Raw genomic sequence first — 23,170 nt, 5'->3', positions numbered from 1 at the left:
GGTCAAAATTATTACGGTCATTTTATAATTGCGTAGGGGTGGGAACAACACGTCTAGGGCTCTGAAAATTCAGATATTGCAGTCAAAAACGGTAAAAATGAGAAGCGTTAACTAAATAAAAATTAAAAACTAATGATATAAAATGGTTTATTTTTGAGGTGCAACCTAAATTCATTAGTTGGTCAGAGAGGATACACTAAGCTAGTTTTTAATATGGAATTGGCTATGAGAATTAAATAAAAAAGGCCAATATATGGCCTTTTTGTGCGTATGGGCTTTCACAAAATGAAAGTTAGAATTTGTATTTAACACCGAACATAGCAACAACTGGGTCGATTTCTACAGTTGAAGTTAATGCTTTTGCGCCGTCAGCATAAACTGTAGCGTCTGTATCGATGTCGATTAGTGAAACCATGCCATGAAGGCCCCAGTTTTCACTCATCATGTAGTTAAAACCAGCTTGAGCTGCAAAGCCAAATGAATCATCTAGTTTAACTTCTACATCGTCAGTACCTAGTGTTGCTTTTAAAGCTGCTGAAGGTTTCTCATCAAAGAAAGTTGTATAGTTAAGACCAACACCCACAAATGGACGGAACTTATAAGTTGAGTCTAAGAAGTGGTATTGCGCTAAAAGTGTTGGTGGTAAATGTTTGATTGTCGCAATTTTGTTACCTGCTAAACCACCAGCACCTTGAACATCATGACTAAAAGGTGTTGCTGCTACTAATTCAATTACCCAATTGTCATCAAGCGCATAATCTACAGTAATACCTAATTGAGTATCATCATCTGCACGTAGACCTAATGTTGGTGCTTCATTGATTTTTGAACTGTCGTTATCAGGGTTTACATTAATTGCACCTACGTTCACGCTTAAGTTTGCGTTTGCAACAGGAGAGAGTGCTAATAGTGAAGTAAGTAATGCAATGCTTAATTTAGTTTTCATGTTGTTCTCCGCGAACTACTTGTCTTATTTGGTTGACGCTATTATTACTAACTTGAAGCGGACAAAACCTGTTCTAGATCAAAGTTTCAAAAATGTTTGAACTAAGTGAAGGCATTTATTGATTTAGATTAAGTTTTTAAGCGGGTACAGCAAAAAAAAGATTGACTCTTATTGACTCTATATTCATTTACGGCTGGTAAACTAACGGTGTTATTTGCTTATTAGGTGTTTTTCATGGCTGAACCCCAGCATTTATTTCTTCATGGCTCGATTTCAAAAGCGCTACTTAAATTAGGTATCCCGATCATCTTAATCAATATTTTGCAGTCGGCTTATCAGCTGACCGATGCATTTTGGGTAGGACGTTTAGGGGCAGAGCAAGTAGCTGCTGTTTCTGTCAGTATGCCTGTTACTTTTTTAGTGATTGCTATTGGCTCTGGTTTGGCAATGGCGGGCGCTATTTTATCCGCTCAATACATGGGAGCTGGTCAGCAAGATAAGGTAAACCATGTTGCTGCCCAAACTATGTTAATGGTGACAATTACCGCAACCATACTTGGTTTAATAGGCTATGTGCTTTCTCCTTACTTTTTGACTTTATTAGGTGTTGAAGATCAAGTGTTTGGTGATGCGCTTAAATTTATGCATGTATCTTTTATTGGCGTTGTGTTTGTATTTATTTATGCCATGTTTCAAGCCTTAATGCGTGGCATAGGGCAAACCAAGGTACCGCTTTATATTGTAAGCGCTACTGTATTACTCAATTTTGTGCTCGACCCTTTACTGATTTTTGGTTTTGGTGACTTTGCTGGATTTGGCGTAATGGGGGCTGCATTAGCCACACTTATCACGCAAAGCTTAGCGGCTGCAATCGGGGTATGGGTGTTTTTGCGAGGCCGCCACGGCATCCAACTTAAACTCTCTAGCTTTAAACCAGACTGGCAATATATGAAACAAGCCTTCTTTTTAGGGGCTCCTGGCTCGGTTGAACTTTCTGCGAGAGCCTTTGGCTTAATCATTATGTCGTTTTTGGTTGCCAGCTTTGGTACGCACACCATTGCCTCTTATGGTGTTGGTTCTAATATTTTACAAATGGTGATGATCCCTGCAATGGGTCTTTCAATGGCTGTTTCAACCTTGGTTGGTCAAAACATGGGGGCAAGAAATCCACAGCGTGCAGCACAAATAACACGTTTAGCCTCGCTTTGGGGATTACTAGGCCTAACATTAGTGGGCGTTGTTGCTTATCTGTTTGCTGAATACTTTGTGGCTTTTTTCATTCCTGATGATGAGTCTGTGATTGCTGGTGGCGCAGAGTTCATTCGCGTTATGTGTTTAACTTGGGGCGGAATAGGCGTGCAGCTTTGTGTGGTTGCTGCATTTAGGGCTTCAGGAAACATGCTCAATGCTATGGTTGTGTCACTGCTTTCGCAATGCGTTATTCAATTTCCTACCGCGTATATTTTGTCAAAGCATACTTCACTTGGACCACAGGGCATATGGTATTCGTTTGCTATTACTAATGTACTTGTGGCTATTATTACTTATCTTTGGTTCGCAGCTGGTCGTTGGCAGCGAACACAATTAACCAAAGAAGACAAAGATATTGCCAAGGTAACCCAAGAAACCCTCATTGAAGAAGGAAATCATTAATTTAAGTTTCACACTGCGGTCATAATCTCTCGTTGTAATAACCTAAGCTTTCTAACTGACTAGGGTTATTATGAGTTTGATATCAAATGCAGAGTTAGCAACGCACTTCTCGGTGCAATCAGATGTGGTAGAAACATTACAAACCTTGATCCGATTTAAATCGGTAACGCCTGCTCAAGCTGGTGCAATTGATTGGCTTGAAAGTAATTTAAGCCAGCTCGGCTTTGACTGTGAAGTATTTAGCTTTAATCATGTTACTAATTTAATTGCTAAAATCACCTTTGGTGATGGCCCTATCGTTGCTTTTTCTGGTCATATTGATGTGGTCCCTGCTGCAGAAGGTGATTGGCGAGTTGATCCTTTTAGTGGTGAGATAGTTGATGGCAATATCTATGGCCGTGGCGCAGCAGACATGAAAGGCGGCGTTGCTGCTATGCTTTGCGCAACCAAACGCTTTTTAGCGCAAAATAGCAATAAACGAGGCACATTTTACTGGTTAATAACCTCAGATGAAGAGGGCGAGGCTGAATACGGCTCTTTATTGATTGCTGAGCGTCTAGCCAAACAAGGCGTCGTGCTTGATGGTTGCCTAGTTGGCGAGCCGACGAGTCACTTGCATGTTGGTGATACCATTAAAAATGGCAGACGTGGCGCATTGTCTGCTCGATTATCTATTCAAGGTAAAGCTGGACATGTTGCCTATCCAGAAAACACCATAAACGCAGCGCATTTAAGTGCAGAGGTTGTGAAGCGCTTAACGGCAATTTGCTGGCACAAAGATGAAGCTGGCTCGGCAACAACACTGCAAGTGACCGGAATTAATATTGCTAATGTGGTAGATAACCTTGTTCCTGCTCAATGTGAGCTCACTTTTAACGTGCGTTATAGTCATGGCTATAAAAGTAAAGACGTTAAAGAAGAAATTCAGTTTGCATTGGCAGATTTAGCATCGCAGCTAACGCTTGTTTGGGAGCGCCCGTGCGAATCATTTTATACCATGCATCAAGCAAGCAATTGCTTATTGCAGCAGCTTGAACAAGCTGTGCATGAAGTAACTGGCAGCTTTCCTATGCTTAGTACCAGTGGTGGCACATCTGATGGCCGCTTTTTTGCTAATGAGCACACGCAAGTGATTGAATGTGGCGTGCGAAACCATACCATTCATCAAGTTAATGAGCATGTTCCTATCGCAGATTTAAAAACTATTGAGCAAATATATTTAGCTGCACTTAGAAATATCTTTAATTAAAAAGAAAAAGCCGGCGAGCGTGCCGACTTTTTCTTTTAGCTATTTTATAACGACTATTCGCGTGTCTGCCCTAAGTATCGTTTGGCTTTACTCGCTTTCACTTTATCTAAGTCGACAAGCACTAAACCATCAATACAGTTATTAAACTCAGGGTCGATGCTAAAACTTAAAAATTGTACGCCACCAGGTTCGCAAAGCTCTGTGTATTGTTTAAATAGAGTTGGGACTTGCGCGCCGATATTGGCAAGTACATGCTTAAGTTCAACAAAGTCTTCTTTAATATCATCCCCAGCAAATAGCTGAGCACATTGTTCTTTTTGTGATTCGGTATGGCGATATTCATTATTGGGGATAGCTAACACTTGTTTAGCACCATAATAATGCTGGTAATAATGAACGAGTAGTGATTTAGCTTGCTCGGGGAGTGCGTTAGATACGCTAACTGCGCCAAACAAATAGCGGTATTGCGGGTAGCGGTTCACAAATGCGCCAATGCCGAACCATAAATAATCTAAGCTCTTTCTGCCCCAGTACTTGGGTTGCACAAAGCTGCGACCAAGCTCAATGCCCTTTTCAAAATACGGCGTCATATCATTGCTGTAGCTAAATAGGCTATCGGTATATAAACCTTTACGGCCATGTTTTTCTATAATGTCTTGTGCGCAGGCAAGTCGGTATGCGCCGACTAGTTCAAGTTGCTTAGCATCCCACAGTACAAGGTGTTGATAATCCATGTCGTATTTATCTATATCTCGGCGTTTGCCACTGCCTTCACCGACTGCCCGAAACGCAATTTCACGCAGTCGCCCCAGTTCACGGAAAATCGGTGAGCTACCACAGTATTGATATAAGTAAATTTTCATACCATCAGAGGTTTCACCTAATAACTCACATTCTTCAATGGCTTTTTTAAGGTCTTTCGTTGCTTCTGGACTGGCAATAGGGGTTTGCGTTTTTAACGGCAGAGGTTTTTTTGTGATAAGTCGATACAACTGCTTTCTTATCAGCTGAGCTATTTCTTTGTCTTTTAAATTCTCGATTAAATATGACTCAGGTGGGATGGACGCGCCAATTTCAAACTCTAATGATTTTTGTCGCTGTTTGAACATCTCTTTGACTAATAACAAACTGGCTAAGGGTTTGTAGATCATTGAAGTACCATAAAATAGCGGGCTGTTTTTCGCTTTGATATAAATTGGCAAAATAGGTGCGTTGGCTTTTTTTGCCATCCTTAAAAAGCCAGAGTTCCATTTACAGTCTTTTATTCCGGTTGGACTTAACCTTGAAACTTCACCGGCAGGAAAGATTAATAACGCACCGTCTGATTTTAAATGCTGTTGGATATTAGCAAGCTCTTTCTTTTTGCTTGTACCAGAGAGGTTGTCAACGGGAAGGAGTAACGAGTGCATCGGAGTGATTGACATCAGCATGCGGTTTGCAACGACTTTTAAGTCAGGGCGCACACTTGATAATACTTTTATCAGCGCTAATGCATCGAGTGAACCAATAGGGTGGTTAGCCACAATGACGACATTACCCTCACTCGGAATATGTTCCATTTGCTTAGGCTTGTAGCGCGTGTCAAAGTCCAGCTCATCAAGTACTTGCTCTACAAACTCTAGTCCTTGTAAGTGTGGGTATGCATCACCAAAGGCAACAAACTCTTGCTCATGTAATAAATAACCCAGACCTTTCTTTACTAAGCCTTTTACTTTTGGTGAATTTTCTAACTGTGGTAAATTTGCTTCTATTACTTTATCAACACTGATCATACAAACCTCAAACATAAACGCATTCAGCGATGAGGTTAGGGTAAGAGTTCGCTGTGACAGTTAGGTTGCAGTTGTGTGACTTTTTAAAGAGCGCTTCGAGTACGAGGCAAAATGGAGAAGACAATGATTTTACTTGTAGCTGTAACTGGCCGAGATTGCAGCCAATTAATTGCCCGATTACAAGCGTTATTACCAGAGGTTGACGTGCAGCTTTGGTCTGAGTGTACTGACTACGAAGCAGTTGAGTTTGTACTGGCTTGGAATGCCCCTGCTGATTTATGGCCTAAGCTGGTAAATTTAAAAGCGGTTTCTTCATTCGGTGCAGGCGTTGATAGCATCGACTTAACGAAGATAGCAGCGCATGTTCCCGTTGTTAGAATTGTTGCTCATAACCTTGCAAATGACATGGCAGAGTATGTGTTGACTCATGTGTTAGCACACAAGCTTAGGCTTAAAGAATATTATTTAAAACAATCAGCCAGCACTTGGAAGCCAAAGCGAGCGTATTCACATCAACATGTGGGTATCTTGGGTTATGGCGAACTAGGTAAAGCCTGCGCTAAGCGTTTACTTCGCAACGGTTTTCAAGTAAGTGCTTGGTCTAATAGTGAAAAACATGATTCTGAGGTGAATACGTATTACACGCAGCAGGGTTTGTATGAAATGCTTGGTCAAATTGATTTTCTCGTTTGCTTACTTCCACTTAATCAACACACTCAGGGCATTATCAATAAATCACTTCTTAGTAAACTGCAAACCCATGCAGTGCTAATTAATGTTGCCAGAGGCAAACATGTGGTTGATGAAGATTTACTGAGGGCACTTGATAGTGAGCAATTACGAGGTGCAACGCTTGATGTATTTAGTGAAGAGCCCTTACCTAAAACACATCCATTTTGGTCTCATGAAAAGATAACCTTAACGCCTCATTGCGCTGCATTATCAGATTTAGAGTCAGTCACTTTGCAAATTGCGGGTAATGTTAAAAGATTAATTGAGGGTAAAAATCTAATAAATCAGGTTGATAGAACAAAAGGTTATTGACGCATTACAAATTAGTTTAATAAACACCTTGTTAACATCTGTAACTTTGCTATTCTGTTGTTGCTCAATAAAAAAACAATAAAAAGAGGCGTTATGAAATCTAATCAAGGTGGGGCTAAATTTAGCCTAGTCGTAGTGTCAGTTATCGTTCTAGGTGTGTCAGCATGGTTTAATCAAGCTAATGCATCTGAGCAACCAGCTCAGGCCATTGATATTAGCCAATCATAACTACAAATCATTGTCAGCTAGTGCAGCATGTATAATACCAATCCGTAATAATACTTAATCTTTTTGAGGGATTAAACCTGTCGCTAACTAGGTTAAAATTTTTCATTTAGAACAACTAAATAACTAATTTTTTGCCTTGTTATCAACGAGGCTATGTTGCCTCAAAATAGACTACTAAATTAAGCGTATTGGTATAAATGCTGCACTTCAATCGCTTATTCAACTAACTTCTTTTTGAATGTATTTCTCTGTTCTCGTGTTTTTTCTCGTCTGACTTTTTAATCATTACATACGTTGCACCGCTACCACCATGATGTTTAAGAGCACTATGAAACGCTAAAACGGCTGGAATTTCTTGCAGCCACTTGTTGGTGTAACTCTTTAAAATACCCGGCTGTGATTTATTTTTAATGCCAATGCCATGGCGAATTAGTACAACCCGAATATTTCTTTTATGGCAGTCATCAATAAAGTTAAATAGTGTGCTGCGAGCTCGTTGCAAGGGCTGACCATGTAAATCAAGGGTAGCGTCAAGTTGATATTTTGCTAAGCGAAGATTTTTATATACTTGCCCTTGAACGCCATCTTTCTTAAATGCCAATATGCTATGCGGATCTAACAGCTCGACGTATTCACTACGTAAATAATTTTCATCAATTGCTAAATCACACTCTGCGGCTTTACGTTTTTCTTGTTGTGCTAACGAAGGACCTTGCTTTTTGGAATCAAATTGAACTGTGTCATGTTCAAGAGGTTTGACGTCTTCCATTGATGAGAGAAATAAGTCGAAGTCGTTTAATGACATAAGGTACCTCCAAATTATTTATATACGCCGTTTATGGTATCTCAGTTCAATTATTTTGTAAGTAAAAAAAAGCCCAAACAGAAGGCTGTTTGGGCATAAAAGATGATAGATGGGATAGCCTATTCTATCAATTTATCTTAGGAGAAGATTAACCTTGATTGATATTCAATTGGCCAAATGTGTAGACCTTGAATAAATAAAATGTGTTGATCAACACCAAGCTCATATTCGAGATAACGCTTGATGACATCAGATCTAAACTAAACGATAAAAATAATAAACTACACGCGCTAATTGCCGCAAAACGCAGTAATGTGAGCTGGTTAATAAAAAATGCACCTAGCCCTAGTGCAAGTAATGTAAAGTTTAAAAGCCAATCTAGCTCGTTTAGCATGGTCGTATCTGATCGTGTCTGTGTTGAAAAAGGAGCGCCATTATGGTGATCTTTTACACAGCTTTCAACCAAGTAATTTTTAATTTTCGGATTAGATTTTTTAATCTATTAATAGCTTTTTCATTGCTGCAATAAAACCGCTTTGTTCTGTTACACGATACTTCTGACAAGTATCTGGTTTATGCTTATCTTGGCATAAGTATATAGTGTTGCGGCTTAGGTCTGCGCGCGGGCTGAGGCTTGAATCAAATAAGTTTGCACCATAGCCAAAAACACCTGGCCAAAATACACTTTGTGAGACCATACCAAGCTTTTCATAAGTGATTAACATCGGTTTTGGTGTAATTAATAGAATTAATACAACAGCTGCGAGTGCGTACCAACGTGTTTTGCTTTTTTTAAGTTCTACTTCAGGGGCTGTTTGTTGCGCTACTTGTGCGCGAGCTTGTTGTTGATTTGACGGTCTTTGACGCTTGGCTTGCGTTGGTTTTTTTCGTTCAGGTGTTTTACCAAGCAAAGATTGTTTTTTTATTTTATTAGACATAAAGCTTATCTGGCCTTTTAAATGTAGGTATCTATAATGAGATTATAACGAAGTTTTTGATATAATAGTCAAATTCAAATCACTTATAGGTTAAATGCGTTACACTCTTGAGTGCAATGAGTGTTTATCTTCATAGTTTAAGAGGAATAGTATGGATACGCAGCTTTCAATTCTTATTGTGGACGACGTAGGCACGGTTCGCAGTTTTTTAAATCAAACATTAATGCACCTAGGTATAGACAATGTGCGTGAGGCTTCTACGGCCGCGCAATGTTTAAGCGCATGCAAAGAAAAAGAATTCAATATTATCTTTTTAGATATTGAATTACCTGATGGTGACGGTAAAGAGATTATCTCACAAATCAATGAAATTTCGCCTGAAGCAAATGTGGTCATGGTTTCGGCCCATTCGACAGTAGAAAATGTTAAAGAGGCGATCGAAAAGGGGGCTAAAGGATTTGTTGTTAAACCTTTTACACCTAAGAAAATTGCAGCGATGCTGAAGAAGTTTTACCCTGAGCTGGAAATTGTCTAGCTAATTAATTTAATGAGGTAAATTGAGCGATTACTTTGTTAAATTCTAAATAAAAAAAAACCGGCATAAGCCGGTTTTTTATATATTCATCAAAAACAAATTATAGCGCTTTGATTTTAGCTGCTAAACGGCTCTTATGACGAGCTGCTTTGTTCTTGTGGATTAGACCTTTAGTTGCGTAACGGTCTAGGATAGGTGTTGCAACAGCGAATGCTGCTTGTGCAGCTTCTTTGTCGCCCGCTTCAATAGCAGTAACTACTTTTTTGAAGTAAGTACGCATCATTGAACGACGGCTTGCGTTATGTTGACGATTTTTTTCGCTCGTAATAGCGCGTTTTTTTGCAGACTTGATGTTAGCCAAGGTTTGCTCCTAACAATCTTAAAATAAGCTTAATTTAAAGGCCGTGGAATATGCCTGTTTTTATCATGAATGTCAACGAAATTTTGACATCTCAAGAAAAACTGCTCCTTATAACGAACATCAATTTGCCGCTTTAGCAGTTAATATCGCCATTGTAACAAAGGGTCGGGTTCGAGCCTAGTGCTTTAAAGATATTTTAGGCATAATCGCCCATCTTAGAGGTTTTTTGATAATAGGTTTAAGGTGGCAAAAGGATTATTTCGTTCTGGGATGATTGTCAGTGCAATGACAATGATTTCGCGTATTTTAGGATTAGTGCGAGATGCTGTTGTAGCGAACCTGCTTGGCGCCAGTGCCGCTGCAGATGTATTTTTGTTTGCCAATCGTATTCCTAACTTTTTAAGACGTTTGTTTGCCGAAGGTGCATTTGCACAAGCCTTTGTGCCGGTTTTATCTGAAATAAAAGAGCAACAAGGTGATGACAAAGTCAGGCTGTTTGTTGCTCAAGCTGCTGGCACTTTAGGAACTATTTTATTAATTGTTACCTTGTTTGGGGTCGTTGCTTCCCCTGTCATAGCAGCCCTATTTGGCACTGGCTGGTTTATCGATTGGTGGCAAGGAGGCGAAAATGCTGAAAAGTTCGTACTTGCCAGTGCGCTTTTAAAACTGACTTTCCCGTATTTATTTTTTGTAAGTTTAGTTGCCCTTAGTGGTGCGGTAATGAACGTATATAATCGTTTTGCTGTTGCGGCGTTTACTCCAGTGCTGTTGAATATATCGATCATTAGTTGCGCTATCTTACTTCATGATAAATTTTCGGTAGGGGCATATGCGCTTGCTATCGGCGTGTTTGTCGGTGGTTTAGTGCAGTTGCTATTTCAATTGCCATTTTTATACCGTGCACGCATGCTGAGCCGCCCAAAGTGGGGATGGCAAGATGAAAACGTTAAAAAAGTCCGAAAACTAATGCTTCCTGCGTTGTTTGGTGTTTCTATCAGTCAAATAAATTTGTTACTCGACACCATGATTGCCTCAATGTTGATGACAGGCTCTATCGCTTGGCTTTACTACTCAGACCGTTTAATTGAGTTTCCTCTTGGCTTATTTGGTATCGGTATCGCAACGGTAATTTTGCCGGCACTGTCAAAGTTGCATAGCACCAAAAGTACTAGAGATTTTCAGCTGACCTTAGACTGGGGAGTACGGTTTGTTATATTTTTAGGTTTGCCTGCCATGTTTGGTTTAATGGTGATAAGCCCGCTAATTATTACGGTTTTATTTGACCATGGCGCGTTTCAGGACGGTGAAATTGATCATGTGAAAGCGGTAAGTTACGGTGTGATGGCCTATTCTGTGGGATTGGTTAGTTTCATGTTGATCAAGGTGTTAGCACCCGGCTTTTACTCTCGCCAAGATACTAAAACCCCCGTAAAAATAGGCATTAAAACACTCGTGTTGAATATGGTGTTTAATATTATGCTAGCACCATTTATCGGTTATTTGGGGTTAGCGTTGGCAACAGCGATGTCGGCCAGTTGTAATGCTTATTTGTTGTATCATCAACTGCGTAAAGAAGGGGTCTATCAGTTTTCAGTGATGAGTTTAGGTTTTACATTTAAGTGTTTGTTTTCAAGTATATTAATGGCTGCTTCGGTGTGGTTTGTTGGTCAGCAATTTGCGTGGAGAACATGGCACTTTACTGAGCAAGTGCTGCTGTTGAGCGGGTTATTAGTGTTGGCGGTTTTTGTGTACTTTGCGGCCTTATTCATTTTAGGTGTGCGACTAAATACGATAAAAAGTGTTGCAACTACTGAATCAAACTAAAAAAAAGATTATAATCGGCGTTTCAAGCTCGATATCAATGTTTTGGGCTCGCTTATAAAGGCAAAAAGGTGGCATGGAGTTAATTAGAGGTATTCACAATATTCGCGCGCAGCACTATGGCTGTGTGTTGACCATTGGTAATTTTGATGGCGTGCATTTAGGTCATGCTGAAGTGATTAAAGGCTTGCTTCAAGACGCACAAAAACATCAGTTGCCAAGTACCGTGATGTTATTTGAGCCTCAGCCACAAGAGTTTTTTGCCAAAGATAATGCACCAGCGCGTTTGACTCGACTTCGTGATAAGCTCAGCTTACTTGCTAAATTAGGAGTGGAGCGGGTGATTTGCATTAGTTTCAATCAGCAATTTGCCAATATGGAAGCCGAGCAGTTTGTTAGTCATGTACTGGTTGAAAAATTAGGTGTCAAAGCATTAACCGTGGGCGATGACTTTTGCTTTGGTAAACGTCGCCGTGGTGATTTTGCGCTACTGAAAACTATGGGCGCTGAGTTAAACATGGATGTGAAAAGTACTGCAAGTTTTCGCAGACTCAATGATAGGGTGAGCAGTACTCTTATTCGTCATGCGCTTGCTGCAGGGCAATTAGAAGATGCTAAGACCATGTTAGGTCATGGATACGCAATTTCTGGGCGCGTTATTCATGGTTGGGCAAAAGGCCGTGAATTAGGGTTCAGAACCGCCAATATTGCATTGAAACGCCAAGTATGCCCTGTGAATGGGGTGTTTGCGGTGCGAGCAAAAGTTGGTAATAAAGAATTATTTGGGGTTGCAAATATTGGCAACAAACCCACATTTAATGGGACACGTGCATTGTTAGAAGTTCATCTCTTCGACTTTGCGCAAGACATTTATGGACAATTCATGCACGTGGAGCTAATCAAGAAGCTTCGCGATGAGAAAAAATTCGAGACATTAACACAACTGACGGCGCAGATTGCAGATGATGTAACCGCCGCTAAGCAGTGTTTTGGTTTAAATTAGGTAGCCGATACGGAAAGTAGGATTAATGAGCGACTACAAACATACTTTGAATTTACCGGAAACAGCGTTTCCAATGCGCGGCAATTTGGCACAACGTGAACCAAAGATGCTTAAGACATGGTATGAAGACGATCTATATGGTCAAATTCGCAGCGCTAAAAAAGGTAAAAAAACCTTCATTTTGCATGACGGCCCTCCGTATGCAAACGGTGATATCCATTTAGGCCACTCGGTAAACAAAATCCTTAAAGATATTATTGTTAAGTCAAAAACCTTGTCTGACTTCGACGCACCTTATGTGCCGGGTTGGGACTGCCACGGTTTACCTATTGAATTAATGGTTGAAAAGAAAGTAGGCAAGCCTGGCGTGAAAGTGTCTGCCGCTGAGTTTCGTGAAAAATGTCGCGCATACGCCAAAAAACAAGTTGAAGGTCAAAAAACAGACTTTAAACGTCTTGGTGTATTTGGTGACTGGGACAAGCCTTACTTAACAATGAACTTTGACTTTGAAGCGAACGCAATTCGCGTACTTGGTCGCATCATTAAAAATGGTCACTTACATAAAGGTGCTAAGCCTGTTCACTGGTGTACAGATTGTGGTTCAGCACTCGCTGAAGCGGAAGTTGAATACCAAGATAAACAGTCACCAGCAATCGATGTTCGTTTTGAATTTGCTGATCAAGACGCTGTTATTGATGCGTTCGAACTAGCAGAGGGCCATCATGGCACTGGTGCTGTTAGTACCGCCATTTGGACGACAACACCTTGGACATTACCAGCTAACCGTGCAGTAGCAGTTCACGAAAAGCTTGAATATGCCCTAGTTCAAGTTGATGACGAAGGCGCACAGCAGCGTTTAATTTTAGGTTCAGAGCTAGTAAAAGATGCAATGGACCGTTATGGCTTTAAGCATTACCATGTACTAGGTTATGTAAAAGGTGCGGCACTTGAGAATTTACAGGTTGCTCACCCGTTCTATGACTTCACAGTGCCTGTAATTGTTGCTGATCACGTAACGACTGATTCTGGTACTGGTGTTGTTCATACTGCGCCTGGTCACGGTCAAGAGGATTTCGCGGCAGGTCTTGCTTATGGTTTAGAAGTTGCTAACCCTGTAGGTGCAAACGGTGTTTACTTACCTGACACACCTATGTTTGCTGGTCAGCACGTATTTAAAGCAAATGCGAGCGTAATTGACGTATTAACTGAAAACAATGCGTTATTACACCACCATGCGCTTACACATAGCTATCCACATTGCTGGCGTCATAAAACACCAATTATCTTCCGTGCTACGCCACAGTGGTTTGTAAGTATGGATCAAGCTAACCTTCGTCAAGATTCATTAAATGAAATCAAAAAGACTGAGTGGTTACCTGAGTGGGGCGAGAGCCGCATTGCAAACATGGTTGAAGGCCGTCCTGATTGGTGTATTTCACGTCAACGTACATGGGGTGTGCCAATTGCATTATTTGTTGATAAAGACACAGGTGCGCTTCACCCAAATACGCAAGAGCTAATCGAAGAAGCCGCAAAACTGGTTGAGAAATCAGGTATTCAAGCTTGGTATGACTTAGACCCTGCAACCTTGCTTGGCGATGACGCTGAGCAATACATGAAAGTACAAGATACCCTAGATGTATGGTTTGACTCAGGCGTGACTCACGCATGTGTGGTTGATGCTCGTGAAGATTTAACGAGTCCGGCAGATCTTTATTTAGAAGGTTCTGATCAACACCGTGGTTGGTTCATGTCGTCAATGATGACTTCGGTTGCTATCAATGGTCATGCGCCATATAAGCAAGTGTTAACACACGGTTTCACAGTTGATGAAAACGGCCGCAAGATGTCTAAATCATTAGGCAATGTAATTTCGCCACAAAACGTGATGAACAAACTAGGTGCTGACATCTTACGTTTATGGGTTGCATCAACTGACTTTACAGCCGAAATGACTGTATCTGATGAAATCTTTAAACGTTCAGCTGACCGTTACCGTCGTATCCGTAACACCAGCCGTTACTTACTTGCGAACCTTAATGGTTTTGATCCTAAAACGGATCAAGTTGCAATTGAAGACATGGTTGAGCTTGATCGTTGGATTGTGGGTCGTGCAGCTGAGCTGCAAGATGAAATCTTAGCGGCTTACGACAAATACCAAATGCTGCTTGTAACACAAAAGCTAATGAACTTCTGTACCGGTGAGCTTGGTTCGTTCTACCTAGACGTAATCAAAGATCGTCAATACACAGCTAAAAGCGACAGCCATGCACGTCGTTCATGTCAAACTGCGCTTTACCACATTGCTGAAGCAATGACGCGTTGGATGGCACCGATTTTAAGCTTCACTGCGCAAGAAATTTGGGAAGCATTACCAGGTGAGCGTGACAAGTTTGTATTCACTTCAGTGTGGTACGATGGCTTGCAAGCCTCTTCACAAGGTAAGTTCAGCAATGATGATTGGTTAACAATCCTTAATGTTCGTGATGAAGTAAACCGTGTGCTAGAAGCTGCTCGTAAAGAAGACGTTATTGGTGCAACACTACAAGCAAACGTAAGCATCTACGCTAGTGAAGAGCTAAGCTCGAAATTAGCTGCATTAGGTGATGAGCTGCGCTTTGTACTATTAACTTCAGGCGTGACAGTTGAAACAGTGACAGCGCAGCCTGAAGGTACTCAGGCGACTGAGATTGATGGTTTATTCATTAAAGTTGCCGCAACAACTGCTGAAAAATGTGAGCGTTGTTGGCATTACTGTGATGATGTAGGTGCTGATCCAGCACACCCTGAAATCTGTGGCCGTTGTGTAAGTAATGTTGACGGCGATGGTGAACAGCGTCAGTTCGCATAGGAGTTGTTAGTGAGCAAACTAGCCGGAAAAAGTGGCTTGGTTTGGTTATGGCTGAGTCTACTACTTTTAGTAGTAGACCATGCGACAAAAACACTTGTCGTTAATACCATGGCCTACAAAGAGTCGATAGATATTCTGCCGTTCTTTAATTTCACCTATGTACATAACTATGGTGCAGCATTTAGCTTTTTAAGTGATTCTGGTGGTTGGCAGCGCTGGTTTTTTAGTTTGATTGCTGTGTCGATCAGTGTGTTATTAGTGTGGTGGCTTAAACGCTTACCAGCGACGAACAAGGTCTTGTGTTCTGCTTATGCGTTAGTGTTAGCCGGCGCGATTGGCAATTTATACGACCGCATCGCTTATGGCTATGTTATTGACTTCTTACACGTATATTATGAAAATTGGCACTTTCCTGTTTTTAATATTGCCGATTGTGCAATTTGCATCGGTGCCGCATTACTTTTATTTGATGCCTTCACAGGCGAAAGTCCTAAGGAGCAACAAGCATGAGCCAAGCTGTAATTGGTGAAAACTCTGAAGTGATCTTTCATTTCTCAATTAAATTAGAGGATGGCTCAGCAGCCGATTCAACTAAGGTGCATAATAAACCTGCAAAATTGCGAATGGGTGATGGTAGCCTGACAGAAAACTTTGAAAAATGTTTACTAGGTTTAGCTGCTGGTGACAGTAAGTCATTTGCGTTGGAGCCAGAGGATGCATTTGGTCAGCCAAATCCAGATAACATTTATTATGTAGACCGCAGCAAGTTTGGTGCAGAGACCCCTGCTGAAGTAGGTAATATTATAGCTTTTACTCAGCCTGATGGTACTGAATTACCAGGACTTGTTCGTGAAGTGCAAGGTGACTCTGTCACGATTGATTTTAATCACCCACTTGCGGGACAACGCTTAACCTTTGAAGTCGATATTTTAGAGGTAACAGGTTAATGGATATTTTATTAGCAAATCCACGTGGTTTTTGTGCCGGTGTTGATCGTGCAATTAGTATTGTGGAACGTGCACTTGATATCTTTGAAAAACCTATCTATGTGCGCCATGAAGTGGTTCATAATCGATATGTTGTTGATGGACTTAAAAATCGTGGTGCAGTATTTGTTGAAGAGCTAGATCAGGTGCCTGACGACAGCATTGTCATTTTTAGCGCTCATGGTGTATCGCAAGCTGTTCGCAACGAAGCAAAACGTCGTGATCTCAAAGTGTTTGATGCAACTTGCCCACTAGTAACAAAAGTACATATGGAAGTAACACGTGCAAGCCGCAAAGGGACTGAGTGCGTGTTAATCGGTCACCATGGGCACCCTGAAGTCGAAGGTACAATGGGGCAGTATGACAACGAAAAGGGTGGTATTTATTTAGTAGAAACCCCTGAGGATGTTGCTAGCTTAACGGTTAAAAACCCTGAAAATCTGTTTTACTGTAGCCAAACAACCTTATCTGTTGATGATACGGCAGATGTGATTGATGCACTTCGTACTAAGTTTCCGGCGATTGATGGTCCGCGTAAAGATGACATTTGTTATGCTACGCAAAACCGTCAAGATGCCGTTCGTGACTTGGCAGATAAAGTAGATGTACTGCTTGTTGTGGGGGCTAAAAATAGCTCTAACTCAAATCGTTTACGTGAGCTTGCTGACAAAATGGGAACGACCGCTTATTTAATCGATGATGCGAGTAATGTTGAAGCTGATTGGTTTAACAATGTAAATGCTGTCGGTGTCACTGCAGGCGCATCTGCACCAGAAGTTTTAGTTCAGCAGGTAATTGCACGTCTAAAAGAATTAGGTGGTAATCAAGTTGTTGAAAATCCAGGTGAAGAAGAGAACATAGTATTTGCTGTTCCCGTTGAGCTACGCTAATCTAAACAGTTAGTAGACAACAATAAAAGAGGAGCCCATGAGCAAACAGCCAAATTCAAACGGCTTGCTGATTGCGGCTCTTTTTCAATCCCGTGGTGTCCTTGCCACACTGATCGTCAGCCAAGTCATTGCTATTTTACTCGCTTTCTCGCCAATGAGTTTAGGTGATGTGTGGTCACGTCTTGCAATATTTAGCTGCTTTTTACACCTTATCTTTCTTTCTAGTTTATCTTTACTTTATTTGAGTCGAGTTATACTCATAAAGCTATCACAGACGCATCAGCTGACCATTTTAATTTTATCCTTACTTGGATTAACTTACGTTTATAGCTGGCTGTTTTTGACTCTATTTTCAGATGTTTTTTCTATGGAGTCGAGAGCAAACTTTATTGGCAGTAACCTACTAATTGTGTTTTTAGTAGCGGCACTATTTGGTCAGTTTTTGCATATTCATAATCAAAAAGAGCTGCAAACTAAAGCGTTAGCTCAGGCTGAGCTAGATGCATTGCAAGCAAGAATTCGGCCCCATTTTTTGTTTAATAGTTTAAATACGGCCGCTGAGCTTACACATTATGATGCTGACGCCGCAGAGCAGGCAATTTTAGCACTGGCGGCGCTATCACAGGCTGCTATGCGAAGCGGTAAAGCGATTAAGCTTGTTGACGAAATCACCTTGTGCCAACAGTATGTAGCACTTGAACGTTGGCGCTACGGTGAGCGGCTAGCTTTAAGTTGGAAATTACCTGAGGCGCTGCCAGATATTGATATTCCCTGTTTAACAATTCAACCAATTATTGAAAATGCCGTATTTTATGGTGTGGAGCCCGCTGAGCTGGGAAATATCTCGGTCGAAATGCATCAATCAGACAAAGCTTATACCTTCATTATAACTAACCCAGTCGCAGCACAAGTGAGCCATTCGCGAACAGGTAATGGTATGGCGCTTGATAATATTCGTCAGCGCTTGGCGCTGTTTTATAATCAAAGAGCGCAACTTACGACTACTATTCGTGATGGAATTTTTAGAGTGAAGCTAGTTATACCAAAGCAGAGGGGCGCATGATAAAAGTATTGATTGCTGATGATGAGCCTTTAGCAAGGGCACGTATCAAACGTTTATTATCTACTAATGAGGGTTATACTGTGGTTGGTGAAGCAAGTAATGGTGAACAAGCGATAGAGCTTTGTAAGTGCTTGCAACCTGATTTAGTCATGCTTGATATTAATATGCCTAAGCTGACTGGGTTAGAGGTAGCAGCAGAGCTAAAGCAGTTTTCTATCCCTCCTGCAGTTATGTTTTTAACAGCACATGCCGAGCATGCGTTAACTGCATTTGAGCTCGCTGTTGATGGTTATTTAGTTAAACCTGTTTCTGAGCAAGCATTAACCAAAGCAATGGCTCAACTTAGTAAATTAAACCGGACTCAAGTAAGCCCACCTGAAAATAACTATATTAGTTATCAACTTGCTGGCGTATTGAGAAGGATAAATGTGGACGATGTTATATGCTGTATCGCTGAACAAAAATACACTCGAGTTGTATTTTTCAAAGGTGAAGCGCTTATTGAACAGAGTTTAAAGCAACTCGAGCAAACCTATCCGTTACAGCTACTGCGAATTCATCGCAACACGCTTGTGAATTCACAGCATATTGTAAGTCTTAATAACTCGTTGACGGGTGGTCATACCGTGATTATGAAGCAATTTGAAGAGCCGTTAGCTGTTAGTCGTCGAGAGCTTAAAAATGTTAAAGCTGCGATGGGTAAGTAAAAGTCACCTAATTAGTCTTTCCTATTAGTTTTGGCTCTTTCTGGGTCAATGGTATTAGCTTCAATGAGGAAGGAATACCGCTTATCGAGCATTTTGACCGCTTATCCATATTCAGATTGTGATTTATTAGTGTTCTTTTATTCTTACGGTATGTAAAAGTATCCGTAATTTCATCATGTTTAAACATCCTGACCAGCAAGGTTTTACTTTAATCGAAGTACTTATTGCCTTTGTTATTTTAAGTTTTGGTTTATTAGGCGCTGTGGCCCTCCAAGCAAAAGCTAAGCAAGCAAGCTTCGATGCATTGCAACGCTCTGCTGCAATTGCGTTAGGCAATGACATTATTCAACGCATGCGAGCTAATGATTCTTCAGGCTTTGCAGGTTTGTATAATGGAGAATTTAGCAGTGAATCTTCGGCTGGTGCAGTACAACCGTGTCTTAACGCTAGATGTTCTGCGCAACAAATCGCAGCATTCGATAAACAACAGTGGATACGAGCCATTCAAGCACGTGAAAATACAGGTGCTTTAGATGACGCAACAGTGTGTATAAGTAGCACCCCTGTCGCTGCAGGGAGTGCAAATGAGTTCAATATTCAAGTTGTGATCAGTTGGCGAGGTAGACAAGAGTTATCAGCTAGCAAAGAAAATAATGCTGTCAAATGTGGCGCTGCTAATGATAAGCGTCGTTTGGTTGTTCTTGATAGTTATATCTATTTAAGGTCTTGATATGAAGAAACATAATGGATTTACACTGGTTGAGGTAATGGTCGCTTTATTTATAGGTGGCCTGGTTCTTGGTGGAGTTATGTTTACTTATATCAGTATGAAAGTAACTACAAAAGATACAATGGCTATTGGTGAGTTACAGGAAACAGGTCGTTTAGCATTAAATATAATGCAACGTGATATAGAACAAATCGGCTTTTGGGGCACCTTTTATGAAGACTCGTTTTCGAGTGATAACACTGATACCACACGGGTTAATAACCCAGGTAATGACTGTTCAGCAGGCTTGAACAATGCAAGCTTTCCAGATGCTAATGCAAATACAAACTTTCGCTCGGTTTATGCAATAGAAGCAAGTTCAGCCAATGCTTTAGGCTGTATTAACGATGCTAATCAAAACTCCGATATTTTACAGGTTAAGTTTTTAGAAGGACTACAAATCCAACCTAACAGTACTAATAACAGAAACTTTTATTTTGTTGCTGAGCAAGAGTTTGGGCTTTTTTCTCGAGGACCGATAGCTGCAGGCGCAATAAATGGGAATGCAACAATTTGGCGTTACAGGCACCATGTCTACTACATTTCAGAGCAAACGTTTAGTTTTAACAAAAAGACAGTCAAAGTACCCGCTCTAAAACGAATGAGGCTAACAGTAAATGCAGGTATGAGAAAAGAAACCATCATGGAAGGGGTTGAGAATTTACATTTTGTTTTTGGCTTGGATACGACTAATAACAGTCGTGTAGACACTTATAAAAGTATTACTGATATGACAGAAAGTGACTGGGAAAATCGCCGAGGAATTTTAACGGTTCAGGTGTTTTTATTAGCCAGAACGCTAATGCCTGATGCAAATGTAAAGGTTACTAATCAAACATACACGTTAGGAGAAGGTACTAGCGGTAGGGTGCTTAAATTTAATGACAATTACAGGCGAGCTCTTTTTACAACAACAATTAGGCTTAACAATGTGGGGGCAAATTTATGGCGCATGTAACCTTAGCAAAAAAGCAACAAGGCGTTGTATTAATTGTAGCATTGATAATGGTGGTAGCTGTTACAGGGATTGCTGTTACTTTAATGAATAGTAGTTCTATTGATATAAAAATAACAAACGCAGTACAAGAACGTGAAGTCGCTGAAAATGAGTTATTTGGTAATGTTCAGCAAGTAATTGCAGCAGAGGCCACAAAAGGCGGCGATAGTGCTTTTCTGATGAAAGCTGCAGAAATACCTGAGGGGGGCTTTGTAATTGGAAGGGTTGGCAATACAACTAACACCATGACTAACTTAAATAATGGTGCCTTAGATTTACCTTGTCCTCGAAAATATAATTTCACCTCAGGCGTAGCATGCAACATGATTCAGGTTAATAGCACAATAACTTATGGCAAGAAAAGTACTCATGTTCTGACAATAACTACGGGGGTTGCCCAAGAAATGGCAAGCCTAAATACGGGTGGTTAGAGAAGGAAAGCAAAATGAAAGCCAGTACTATTTTACTTTTTTTTATGTGTATATTTGCCTTAATATTTATCGTGCCAGGGTATGCTGATGATACAGAGCTATATGTAAATTACGATAAAGATTTAGCTGAAAAGACACGAGTATTATTTGTGTTAGATACATCAGGAAGTATGCTCCGTTCAGCAGAAACTGGTTTACAATGTCGTGATCCATACACTAGCTTTTTATTAGAGTGTCCAGATAGCCGAATAAATGCAGCCCGAAATGTAATTACAAGAGTTATTAACTCCAACCCCGATATGGATTTTGGTTTATTTCGTTTTTCAGCGAATGAAGGTGGATATTTAAAAGCAAAGTTAGGAACAGATCACAAAACAATAAAAAATATTATTAGTAACATATCAGCTGGGGGATCTACTCCAGTCACAGAGACTTTATGGGAAACTTATCGGTATTTAACCGGGCAAAGTGTTGATTTTGCGAAACTAATTGATCCTTCAATGCGAGATACGACAGCGGAAAAAGATCAGCAATATGTGTCGCCTTTTAGTTCTCCAAATAAACGGTGTGATAATACAGTCAATATTATTCTTATTTCTGATGGTGAGCCTCAGTGGGATAATAGCCGTGATGCTTATATACAAAATATTTACCGAAACTATTTTGGTACAACAGCGCCTTCTTATCCTGTGAATGATTATGAACCAGATAGCCATTTAGCTGCATTAGCAAAAATTATTCATGGAACAAAGAATGTAAAGGTTGATTTGTATACCAAAACATCATCTGTAAATGACCAAGGGGTAATTTATACCGTAGGTTTTGGCAGTGGTATCACTGATAACAATGAAGCACTGCTTACGAAAACTGCTGAGTTTGGTGGCGGCCAATATCTTTTTGCAAATAATGCGAAAGGGTTATCTGAAGCAATCGATAAGGCCTTCGCAGTCATTAGAGAGGATAGTGGAGATTTTACTGCACCCGCTATTACTTCGAATAATAGAGATCAGACTCGTAGTAGAGATGCTTTGTATTACACGATGTTCTATCCAAGCACTAACGCTCGTTGGCGAGGAAACCTAAAGAAATTGAAAGTGTCGGGTGATTCAATCGTTGATGCAACTGGTAAGTCTGCATTGAATACTCAAGGACTAATTGCTAAGAATGCAAGAACATTTTGGCTTCCAGATGAAGAGAGCCCTGATGGTAATTCTGTTGAATTAGGTGGGGTCAACCTTTACTTATCAAGTATTTCAAGTTTACCAAAAGGTGGACGCAAAGTTTTAAGTAACCTTAGTGGGCGTATGCTTAACTTTACCCGCTACCGTGTTGTTTATCACTATAAGACAATTGCAAAGGCTGCTGCAGTTTTTGAAGCAAAACCAGAAGAAGTTGAAGATTTAATTAATTGGTCAAGAGGTCTCGATGTAGATGATGAGAATAATGATTACTCAACATCTGACTCACGAAAAGATATTTTTGGTGACCCACTTCACTCTAGGCCTGTCACTATTGATTATGGTAACGATGACGTTCGTATTTTAATAGGTACAAATGCTGGCTACTTACATATGTTTCAAGATAAGAACGATGTGTTAAGTGAAAGTTGGGCTTTCATTCCTAGACATCTATATAAAATTATAAAACCGCTGAGAGATAACCAGAGAAATAATAAAGTTTATGGTATCGATGGGCCTATCTCGGTATTTTTTGATGATAAAAATAAGGATGGTATTGTTGGTGAAGGTGATCGAGTTTGGGCATTTTTTGGTTTAAGGCGAGGCGGTAATAATTACTACGGACTTGATATTACAAAGCCTGATTCACCAAAAGTAATGTGGGGGGGACCAATTGTTGGCGGTTCTGGTGATTTTCAAGAACTAGCTCAAACATGGTCTAAAGCACAAGTAGCCTATATAAATTTGCGAGGCTATAAAGACCGTCCTGTACTCATCTTTGGTGCGGGCTATGATACCAACAAAGATAATAGACAACGTTCATCAGACTCTAAAGGAAGGGGAATATATATTGTTGATGCAGAGACAGGAAAAAAATCTGGGCGCTGACACCATCGCAAAATGGTTTCCAAGGAAAGCACAGTATAGCTTCAGATATTGCTCT

At 40.5% G+C, this 23,170-nt stretch carries 23 protein-coding genes; 17 read left to right on the top strand and 6 right to left on the bottom strand.

What is annotated here, in order from left to right; translation table 11 throughout:
• Positions 1–292 precede the first annotated feature (292 nt).
• Positions 293–946, bottom strand: coding sequence for an OmpW family outer membrane protein (locus EVU92_RS15295; protein ID WP_130051927.1), 654 nt, complete (start codon positions 944–946; stop codon positions 293–295).
• Between the two features lie 234 nt (positions 947–1,180).
• Here EVU92_RS15295 and EVU92_RS15290 point away from each other — a divergent pair, with 234 nt between their 5' ends.
• Together EVU92_RS15290 and dapE are read left to right on the top strand one after the other, a co-directional pair.
• Entirely contained in the window at positions 1,181–2,599 is a 1,419-nt protein-coding gene (locus tag EVU92_RS15290) for an MATE family efflux transporter (protein ID WP_130051926.1), read from the top strand.
• A gap of 70 nt (positions 2,600–2,669) precedes the next feature.
• On the top strand, positions 2,670–3,848 hold the full coding sequence (dapE, locus tag EVU92_RS15285) for a succinyl-diaminopimelate desuccinylase (RefSeq protein ID WP_130051925.1): 1,179 nt from the start codon (positions 2,670–2,672) through the stop codon (positions 3,846–3,848).
• A gap of 53 nt (positions 3,849–3,901) precedes the next feature.
• On the opposite strand, the gene EVU92_RS15280 is transcribed toward dapE, so the two are convergent.
• Positions 3,902–5,620 carry a lysophospholipid acyltransferase family protein gene (locus EVU92_RS15280; protein WP_130052313.1) on the bottom strand — a complete coding sequence of 573 codons (1,719 nt, stop codon included), beginning with the start codon at positions 5,618–5,620 and terminating at the stop codon, positions 3,902–3,904.
• A 123-nt stretch (positions 5,621–5,743) separates the two neighbouring features.
• Here EVU92_RS15280 and EVU92_RS15275 point away from each other — a divergent pair, with 123 nt between their 5' ends.
• Together EVU92_RS15275 and EVU92_RS21840 are read left to right on the top strand one after the other, a co-directional pair.
• The gene (locus tag EVU92_RS15275) at positions 5,744–6,664 is read left to right on the top strand and encodes a glyoxylate/hydroxypyruvate reductase A (protein ID WP_130051924.1); all 921 of its coding nucleotides are present in this window, start codon (positions 5,744–5,746) and stop codon (positions 6,662–6,664) included.
• A 93-nt stretch (positions 6,665–6,757) separates the two neighbouring features.
• Positions 6,758–6,892 carry a hypothetical protein gene (locus EVU92_RS21840; RefSeq protein ID WP_256854724.1) on the top strand — a complete coding sequence of 45 codons (135 nt, stop codon included), beginning with the start codon at positions 6,758–6,760 and terminating at the stop codon, positions 6,890–6,892.
• Positions 6,893–7,115: 223 nt separating this feature from the next.
• On the opposite strand, the gene smrA is transcribed toward EVU92_RS21840, so the two are convergent.
• From smrA to EVU92_RS15260, 3 genes are all read right to left on the bottom strand, one after another.
• Positions 7,116–7,697, bottom strand: a complete 582-nt coding sequence (gene smrA, locus EVU92_RS15270; RefSeq protein ID WP_130051923.1) for a DNA endonuclease SmrA — start codon at positions 7,695–7,697, stop codon at positions 7,116–7,118.
• Positions 7,698–7,845: 148 nt separating this feature from the next.
• Positions 7,846–8,091 carry a hypothetical protein gene (locus tag EVU92_RS15265; RefSeq protein WP_036969134.1) on the bottom strand — a complete coding sequence of 82 codons (246 nt, stop codon included), beginning with the start codon at positions 8,089–8,091 and terminating at the stop codon, positions 7,846–7,848.
• 100 nt (positions 8,092–8,191) lie between these two features.
• A complete protein-coding gene (locus EVU92_RS15260; RefSeq protein WP_130051922.1) occupies positions 8,192–8,635 on the bottom strand; it encodes a hypothetical protein in 444 nt (147 codons plus the stop codon).
• Between the two features lie 151 nt (positions 8,636–8,786).
• On the opposite strand from EVU92_RS15260, the gene EVU92_RS15255 reads away from it, so the two are divergent.
• Positions 8,787–9,170 (top strand): response regulator, encoded by a 384-nt coding sequence (locus tag EVU92_RS15255; protein ID WP_054561914.1) that lies wholly within the window; start codon positions 8,787–8,789, stop codon positions 9,168–9,170.
• 100 nt (positions 9,171–9,270) lie between these two features.
• Here EVU92_RS15255 and rpsT read toward each other — a convergent pair whose 3' ends face one another.
• Complete coding sequence (gene rpsT, locus EVU92_RS15250; RefSeq protein ID WP_054561913.1) at positions 9,271–9,531, bottom strand: 30S ribosomal protein S20; 261 nt, start codon at positions 9,529–9,531, stop codon at positions 9,271–9,273.
• A 243-nt stretch (positions 9,532–9,774) separates the two neighbouring features.
• Between rpsT and murJ the strand changes: the two genes are divergently transcribed.
• The 12 genes from murJ to EVU92_RS21835 all read left to right on the top strand — a co-directional run bounded on the left by murJ (position 9,775) and on the right by EVU92_RS21835 (position 23,115).
• Complete coding sequence (gene murJ, locus EVU92_RS15245; RefSeq protein ID WP_276319779.1) at positions 9,775–11,355, top strand: murein biosynthesis integral membrane protein MurJ; 1,581 nt, start codon at positions 9,775–9,777, stop codon at positions 11,353–11,355.
• 73 nt (positions 11,356–11,428) lie between these two features.
• A complete protein-coding gene (gene ribF / locus EVU92_RS15240; RefSeq protein ID WP_130051921.1) occupies positions 11,429–12,355 on the top strand; it encodes a bifunctional riboflavin kinase/FAD synthetase in 927 nt (308 codons plus the stop codon).
• 25 nt (positions 12,356–12,380) lie between these two features.
• A complete protein-coding gene (gene ileS / locus EVU92_RS15235; RefSeq protein WP_130051920.1) occupies positions 12,381–15,206 on the top strand; it encodes an isoleucine--tRNA ligase in 2,826 nt (941 codons plus the stop codon).
• Positions 15,207–15,215: 9 nt separating this feature from the next.
• Complete coding sequence (lspA, locus tag EVU92_RS15230) at positions 15,216–15,716, top strand: signal peptidase II (RefSeq protein WP_130051919.1); 501 nt, start codon at positions 15,216–15,218, stop codon at positions 15,714–15,716.
• Positions 15,713–16,153, top strand: coding sequence for an FKBP-type peptidyl-prolyl cis-trans isomerase (fkpB, locus tag EVU92_RS15225; protein WP_130051918.1), 441 nt, complete (start codon positions 15,713–15,715; stop codon positions 16,151–16,153). Before lspA ends, fkpB begins: the two co-directional genes overlap by 4 nt.
• Positions 16,153–17,082: a 4-hydroxy-3-methylbut-2-enyl diphosphate reductase gene (gene ispH / locus EVU92_RS15220; RefSeq protein ID WP_130051917.1), complete on the top strand. Its 930-nt coding sequence runs from the start codon at positions 16,153–16,155 to the stop codon at positions 17,080–17,082. The genes fkpB and ispH overlap by 1 nt, the downstream gene beginning before the upstream one ends.
• A 37-nt stretch (positions 17,083–17,119) precedes the next feature.
• Positions 17,120–18,145, top strand: coding sequence for a histidine kinase (locus tag EVU92_RS15215; RefSeq protein ID WP_130051916.1), 1,026 nt, complete (start codon positions 17,120–17,122; stop codon positions 18,143–18,145).
• Positions 18,142–18,852, top strand: a complete 711-nt coding sequence (locus EVU92_RS15210; RefSeq protein ID WP_275668459.1) for a LytTR family DNA-binding domain-containing protein — start codon at positions 18,142–18,144, stop codon at positions 18,850–18,852. Before EVU92_RS15215 ends, EVU92_RS15210 begins: the two co-directional genes overlap by 4 nt.
• A gap of 175 nt (positions 18,853–19,027) precedes the next feature.
• Positions 19,028–19,582, top strand: a complete 555-nt coding sequence (pilV, locus tag EVU92_RS15205) for a type IV pilus modification protein PilV (RefSeq protein ID WP_130051915.1) — start codon at positions 19,028–19,030, stop codon at positions 19,580–19,582.
• Between the two features lies 1 nt (position 19,583).
• Entirely contained in the window at positions 19,584–20,579 is a 996-nt protein-coding gene (locus tag EVU92_RS15200; protein WP_130051914.1) for a PilW family protein, read from the top strand.
• Entirely contained in the window at positions 20,567–21,049 is a 483-nt protein-coding gene (locus tag EVU92_RS15195; protein WP_130051913.1) for a pilus assembly protein PilX, read from the top strand. The genes EVU92_RS15200 and EVU92_RS15195 overlap by 13 nt, the downstream gene beginning before the upstream one ends.
• 14 nt (positions 21,050–21,063) lie before the next feature.
• The gene (locus tag EVU92_RS21835) at positions 21,064–23,115 is read left to right on the top strand and encodes a VWA domain-containing protein (protein WP_276319777.1); all 2,052 of its coding nucleotides are present in this window, start codon (positions 21,064–21,066) and stop codon (positions 23,113–23,115) included.
• Positions 23,116–23,170: the final 55 nt, after the last annotated feature.

It is taken from the genome of Pseudoalteromonas sp. MEBiC 03485 (genome assembly GCF_004195145.1).
In the GTDB taxonomy this organism is placed as follows: Bacteria; Pseudomonadota; Gammaproteobacteria; order Enterobacterales; family Alteromonadaceae; genus Pseudoalteromonas; species Pseudoalteromonas apostichopi.
Note: the sequence above shows the minus strand (reverse complement) of the source record. Positions and strands in the feature narration are given on the sequence as shown.